Origin of the sequence: Nocardia sp. NPDC004568 (assembly GCF_040609955.1) — a bacterium.
Taxonomy (GTDB): Bacteria; Actinomycetota; Actinomycetes; order Mycobacteriales; family Mycobacteriaceae; genus Nocardia.
On the sequence record NZ_JBEXLL010000055.1, the window covers coordinates 41363 to 47666 of the forward strand.

Consider the following 6304-nt stretch of genomic DNA (forward strand, 5'->3'; position numbering starts at 1 on the left):
ATATGCGGACCCACCGGACAAATTGGGGCTGGAAATTCGGCAACGATTCTGATAGCAAGGTGCTATGGACCCGCATTTGCGCGATCTGCGGTATTTCGTCGCCGTCGCCGAGGAACTGCACTTCACCAACGCCGCCCAACGGCTGCACATCGCTCAACCGACCCTGTCGCGTCAGATCCGGCAGCTGGAACGTCAGCTCGATGTGGTCCTGTTCGATCGCAACCAGCGCAGTGTCGCGCTCACGGTTGCCGGTAAGGAACTGCTCAGTGGCGCGCGCAAGATCCTGGAGCTCTGGGAGACCACCAACAGCTCGCTGCAGGAGGCAGGTGAAGTCCTGCGGGTCGGCCTGCAATCGACGCTCGGCCGCGGGCTGCTGCACGACCTGGAGAGCGCCAGCGGCCACCGCCTCGCCCTGCACGCCGCCGCCTGGACCGATCCGTCCAGCGGCCTCGCCGGCCGCCAGGCCGACCTGGCGCTGGTCTGGCTCCCGTTACCCGATCCGAACCGTTATCGCTGGCAGATACTACGCACCGAACGCCGCTGGGTACTCCTACCGGAGAAGCATCCCCGCGCCAATCAGGAAATGATCGATTTCGCCGATCTGCTCGACGAGCGGTTCATCGCACTGCCCGCGGAAGCCGGCGCCGTCCGCGATTTCTGGCTCGGCAACGACGCCCGCAACGGCCGCCCCGCCAGCATCGGCGCCGAAGCGGCCACTCCCGAGGACCGGCTCGAGGCCGTAGGGCTCGGGCTGGGCCTGTGCCTGCTCGCCGAGAACAATGTGCCCATGTACCGCTGGCCCGGGCTCACCGCCCGTCCGGTCACCGGCCTGCCACCGTGCGAACTCGCCGTCGCCTGGCGCGCCGACGACACCCGGCCGACCATTCTGGAATTCGGCCAGCGGGCCGTGTCCGGCGGTTTCGCGGCACCTCCGGCCATCCCGGCCTGATCGGATCGCATCGAACGGGTAGGCGGGACGCACCCGCCCACCCGTTCGTGATTCACCCCTGGTCGCCGCCGTAGACCCGCGGATGCAGCGTGCCGATGTAGGGCAGATCCCGGTAGCGCTCGGCGTAGTCCAGGCCGTACCCGACGACGAATTCGTTGGGGATGTCGAAGCCCACATGCGCGACCTCGACCTGGGTGCGCAGCGCGTCGGGTTTACGCAGCAGCGTCACCACCTCGAGCGAGGCCGGGTTCCGGGTGGAGAGATTGCGCATGAGCCACGACAGGGTCAGGCCCGAGTCGATGATGTCCTCGACGATCAGCACATTGCGACCGGCGATGTCCTTGTCCAGGTCCTTCATGATGCGCACCACGCCGGACGACGACGTGGACGATCCGTAGGACGATACCGCCATGAACTCCATCTGAGTCGGCATCGGCAGGGCTTTGGCCAGGTCCGTCATGAAGAAGATGGCGCCTTTGAGCACACCGATCAGCAAGAGATCGCCCTCCGGTGCGTCCGCCGGGTACCGCTTGGCGATCAGTTCGGCCAGTTCGCTGACCTTCGCCGCGATTTCTTCTTCGGTGATCAGGACCGAATCGATATCGTCCCCGTACACGTCAACTGGTTTCCCTTCGGTCTCGGCGTTCCCGATCGGTGCGGGCAAGTGTCAGCCTGCCATGCTCGCGAACGACGACCAACCGGGTCCCCCGCTCACCGCCCCCCACCGCGACCCCGCCCTGTCCCCGCCAGGCCATCACCAGGTCGTCGATACCTCGGATATGTGTTCCGGCCACCCCCGCCACACCCTGGGACAGCAGCCAGGCCCGCACCGCCCGCCGGCGCACCGCGGCCGCGGCCTGTGCCAGCACCGCGCACGCCGGCGCCTCGGCGCCGGCCCGCGACAGCAGCTCGCCGGCGAACGCGTCCAAGGCGGCGTTGTCCTCGCGCAGCTGCGCGGCGGTCCGGGCCAGCGCCGGCGCCACCGCACCGCCGAGCACCTCCTCGAGCAGCGGTAGCACCTCGGTGCGCAGTCGTACCCGGGTGAACTCGGGGGCGTAGTTGTGTGGATCCTCGTAGGGCGTCAGCGCGAGGTCGGCGCAGAACTGCCGGGTCGTCTCCCGGCGGACGCCCAGCAGCGGCCGGCCCCAGGGGCCGTCGCTGGCGGCCATACCCTGGATGGAACGCGCGCCCGAACCCCGCCCGAGTCCCAGCAGTACGGTTTCGGCCTGGTCGTCGAGGGTGTGGCCCAGTAGCACCGGCAGATCCGAGCGGGCGTCGTCGAGCGCCGCGTAGCGCGCCTGCCGCGCCGCCGCCTCCATGCCGCCGGGGCCCTCGACCCGCACCGGCAGCACCCGCGCCGACCGGCAGCCGAGCGCACGCGCCGTCACCGCGGCCGTCGCGGCCACCGCATCCGAGCCCTCCTGCAACCGGTGATCCACGATCAGGGCGTGCACTTCCGCGGATTCGGCGAGAGCGGCCGCGGTGAGCGCGAGGGAATCCGCGCCGCCCGACAGCGCGACGGCCACACAGCGCCGCTCGGGACCGAAATCGGCCAGCCACGCGCGCACCGCATGCCGCACGCCCAGCACCGCGGGGGTCTCCGGTAGCCGGATCGGCCGCTGTTCGGCGTAGGGCACCGTTCAGTCCAGGACGCGGGCGATCCAGCGCCGCGGTTCGTCGATCTCGTCGGTGCGCGGCAACGTGTCGGCATCGGTCCACACCACGTTGAACTGTTCCATACCCACCGTGCCCACCACCTCGTCGACGAAGGCCTTTCCGCGCACGTACTGCGCCACCTTCGCGTCGATACCGAGTAGCGCGCGCAGCAACCGCTGCACCGGGTTCGCGGGGCGAGTGCGCCGCTTGTCGAACGCCGTGCGGATCTGCTCGACCGAGGGCACCACACTCGGGCCGACGGCGTCCATCACATGGTCGGCGTGCCCCTCCAGCAGGGTGCCGAGCAGCAGCAGCCGGTCCAGTGCCGCCCGCTGTTCCGGCGGCTGAGTGGCTCGCAGCAGGCCCACCACGCCGCGCGACGCGGGATCGTCGGAAACCTGGCCGCTGCGCCGCAGTTTCACCTCCGTGAGCAACCGGGACAGCATCTCCGAGGTCGCCTCGTCACCGATCTCGCCGAGCACCTCGACGTTCTCGCGCATGTACCCGGCCAGCCACGGCGACGCCGAGAACTGGACCCGGTGGCACACTTCGTGCAGGCAGACCCACAACCGGAAATCGGCGGGCGGCACCGCGAGCGCACGCTCCACCCCCACGATATTCGGGGCCACCAGTAGCAGGGTGCCGTCCGGACCGGTGAACGGATCGTACTGGCCCAGGATCGCGGTGGACAGGAACGCCAGCATGGCGCCCACCTGCACCCCGGCCGGTTTACCGGTGAACAGACCGGACCGATCCGTGGTTCCGGTACCGGTCAGCTGGGCCATGGAATCGGCCGCGGCCCCGATCCAACCGGGCCGGTCCACAATCCGGGCCGCGGGCACGGGCTGGTCGTCGAGCAGGCCGGTCACCGCCCGCACGGGTGCCTCGGCGCGCACCGAGGCCTCGCCGAGCTCGGCTACCGCCTGCTCGGCGAAGGGCCGCGAGGTACGGGGCCCGGCCGGAACCAGCACGGCGCCGGTACGGGCCGCCCAGCGCCAATCCACCGAGCCCGAGAAGGTACGTCGCGGCGCACCGGAGCCGTTCTCGGCCACTGCCCGGGCGCCGGGCCCATCGGGACCTTGTCGAATCGTCATGCGCCCTCCAGCCGTCAGGAACATCCACAGTTGCGCAACGTGGTCGCGACGGCGTCCAGAGCGGGCCGACTGACCTCCGGGGGTCGATCGCTCGACATGAGTGTGAAAGTCAGGACCCGGCCGTCACGATCCAGCACGTAACCAGCCAACGTACTGGCCACCGACAATGTTCCGGTCTTGGCGCGCACCCAGCCGGCACCGCCCTGGTTCTGTGTGACATAACGGCTGCTCAGCGAGCCGGTACCACCCGCGACCGGCAGGTAGTCCAGCATCGGCACCAGACGGCTGGTGAGTGTGGCGGCCGGTTCCGGCTGCTGCTGCCGGCCCGCGCCCGCACCGAGCGGCGGCGCGAGCGGGGCGGGCGCGGAGGTGGTGGGCTCGGTGTCCGGTTCGGGACCGGCCGCGGTGTTGATGATCTGGTTCAGCAGCCGGGCCGGTATCCGATCGTCCACCGAGAGCCCGCTGCAATCGAACATCGTCACACCGGTCATATCGAAACCGTGCTCGGCCAGCACCGCCGCCACCGCGGCCGCGGCGCCCTCGAACGACATCGGCCGCCCGGTGGCCTGGGCGACCTCCCGGCCGATGGTCTCGGCCAGCACATTGTCGGAATACACCATCATGTCGCGTAGCCGGTCGCGCAGCGGCGCCGAAGCCACCTCGCCCAGCCGCTTGGTGCCCTGCGGTGCCGTACCGACACGCACCTTGGCCGGGTCCAGACCGAGTTCGGTGGCCAGCCGCCGGCCCACATCCAGCGCCGGAGTGCCCGATCGCGGTGAATACTCGCCCGCGGGATCGAGCCGGCCGCCGTCGAGCATCACCGACTCCAGCGGTGCGATGGAACCGCCGGGGATATCGACCGGATCCCAGCCACGGGCCATGGTCTCCCCCGAATAGACGGAGGTGTCCACCAGAATCGTGTCGGCCCGGATATCCGCGTTGCGCACCTGCGCGGCCAGATCCAGCAGACTGCCCGCACCCGGGTAGTAACCCTGCCCACCCGGCTGGGCGGTGAGCGTGGGATCGCCCGCCGCCACCAGCACGATCTCATCGGGCGCCGCACCCGCCACGACCTTGGTGTGCACTCGCTGATCGGCGGGCAGGGTGAGCAACGCCGCCGCGGTGGTCATGATCTTGGCCGTCGACGAGGGCACCCGCGGCTCGTCGGCGCGCTCACTCCACAGCACCGTGCCACTGGCCGCATCGGTGACCGACCCGGCGAAACCACCCAGATCGGGACTGGCGACCACCGGCCCGAGCGCCGCCGCGACACCCGCCGCGCTGGCGGCGGGCGCGGTATCCGGAGCCGGCGCCACCTCCGGCGACACCGTGACGGGAGCGGGTGCTGCGGCGATGGTGAGCCCCCCGTGCCGGAACTCCGGCGTCCACGGTTTCAGGATCACCGCGGCCACCGCCACCGCCCCGGCCAGCACCACCAGCACGATGATCGACCAAGTCCGTACGCCGCGGCGCCGGCGCGAGGCCGACCCATACCTACCGCTGCCGCCCTGCACCACCACGTTGCCCGTCTTCTCCCTTGTCCCCGACTATCACACCCGAGCCCCCGCTGAACCCATGTGCCCGCCGACAACAATATCGGTGTTCGGCTACCGTTCTCGGCGAACAACCGGGTGCGTCGGCGAGGCCGGCCACCACGGCGCATCGTGAGAGCAGCGAAAGGAGCTGGCGTGGAGTTCGACGTCACCATCGAGATCCCCAAGGGTTCGCGCAACAAATACGAGGTCGATCACGAAACCGGGCGCGTGCGCCTCGACCGGTTCCTGTTCACCTCCATGGCCTACCCGGCCGACTACGGCTACATCGAGAACACGCTCGGCGAGGACGGCGACCCGCTGGACGCGCTGGTCCTGCTGCCCGATTCGGTGTTCCCGGGCGTCATCGTCGAGGCGCGTCCCGTCGCCATGTACAAGATGACCGACGAGGCCGGCGGCGACGACAAGATCCTCTGTGTTCCCGCCGGCGACCCCCGCTGGGACCACATCCAGGACCTCGGCGATGTCCCGGAGTTCGAACTGGCCGCGATCAAGCATTTCTTCGAGCGGTACAAGGACCTCGAGCCCGGCAAGTTCGTCAAGGGTTCGGAATGGGTGGGCCGGGCGGAAGCGGAAGCCGAGATCCAGGCGTCCTTCAAGCGTTTGGAAGAGCAGGGGCACTGAGCCCGGTGGGCGGAACTCCTACGAGCCGGCCGGACCGCGAGGTCGGCGGCGCCCTCATGGGCACAGGGGTTCTGCTCACGGGGTGAGCGGGCACGCTCCGGTAGAGGTGAGGTGGCACCCTCGCTCGGGAAGGCGAGGCGGCTACATCCGTCGCGAGGGGTCGGTGTGCTGCTTGCCTGTGCAGGCGGGAAACAAGCTTGCCCACGAAGTCCGGGTAGCACCTCCACCCGCGAGCACGGGGGCCGCTGACCTGGTGGGCGGAGACGCGGGCTCCACCGGCGAAGGCGGGGTATGACCCGCTCGTCAGGTGGGGCAGGTGAGCTCGCTCGCGAAGGTGCTGTGTTTTTTTGGCGCGCCTTCGGCGCGCGGGGTTGAGGCCCCCTTGGTCTCGGGGGGTTGGGGGGCGCGCGAGAGCGGAGGGGCGGGGC

General features: G+C 70.0%; 6 protein-coding genes. 2 read left to right on the top strand and 4 right to left on the bottom strand.

Annotation, left to right across the window (positions count from 1 at the left end):
* Positions 1–64: 64 nt before the first annotated feature.
* Positions 65–949, top strand: a complete 885-nt coding sequence (locus ABZV91_RS22855; protein WP_355245112.1) for a LysR family transcriptional regulator — start codon at positions 65–67, stop codon at positions 947–949.
* Between the two features lie 52 nt (positions 950–1001).
* On the opposite strand, the gene hpt is transcribed toward ABZV91_RS22855, so the two are convergent.
* From hpt to ABZV91_RS22875, 4 genes are read right to left on the bottom strand one after another with little or no spacing between them, the layout of a single operon-like run.
* Complete coding sequence (gene hpt / locus ABZV91_RS22860) at positions 1002–1565, bottom strand: hypoxanthine phosphoribosyltransferase (protein WP_355245114.1); 564 nt, start codon at positions 1563–1565, stop codon at positions 1002–1004.
* A gap of 1 nt (position 1566) precedes the next feature.
* A complete protein-coding gene (gene tilS / locus ABZV91_RS22865; RefSeq protein WP_355245148.1) occupies positions 1567–2562 on the bottom strand; it encodes a tRNA lysidine(34) synthetase TilS in 996 nt (331 codons plus the stop codon).
* A gap of 27 nt (positions 2563–2589) precedes the next feature.
* Complete coding sequence (locus ABZV91_RS22870; RefSeq protein ID WP_355245117.1) at positions 2590–3699, bottom strand: zinc-dependent metalloprotease; 1110 nt, start codon at positions 3697–3699, stop codon at positions 2590–2592.
* 14 nt (positions 3700–3713) lie between these two features.
* Positions 3714–5117: a D-alanyl-D-alanine carboxypeptidase gene (locus ABZV91_RS22875; RefSeq protein ID WP_355245150.1), complete on the bottom strand. Its 1404-nt coding sequence runs from the start codon at positions 5115–5117 to the stop codon at positions 3714–3716.
* 270 nt (positions 5118–5387) lie between these two features.
* Here ABZV91_RS22875 and ABZV91_RS22880 point away from each other — a divergent pair, with 270 nt between their 5' ends.
* Complete coding sequence (locus tag ABZV91_RS22880; RefSeq protein WP_030524167.1) at positions 5388–5876, top strand: inorganic diphosphatase; 489 nt, start codon at positions 5388–5390, stop codon at positions 5874–5876.
* The last annotated feature ends 428 nt before the right edge of the window (positions 5877–6304 follow it).

Coding starts and splice junctions, on each gene's coding strand:
- ABZV91_RS22855 (WP_355245112.1), top strand. CDS start 65: ATGGACCCGCATTTGCGCGATCTGCGGTATTTCGTCGCCGTCGCCGAG.
- ABZV91_RS22870 (WP_355245117.1), bottom strand. CDS start 3,699: ATGACGATTCGACAAGGTCCCGATGGGCCCGGCGCCCGGGCAGTGGCC.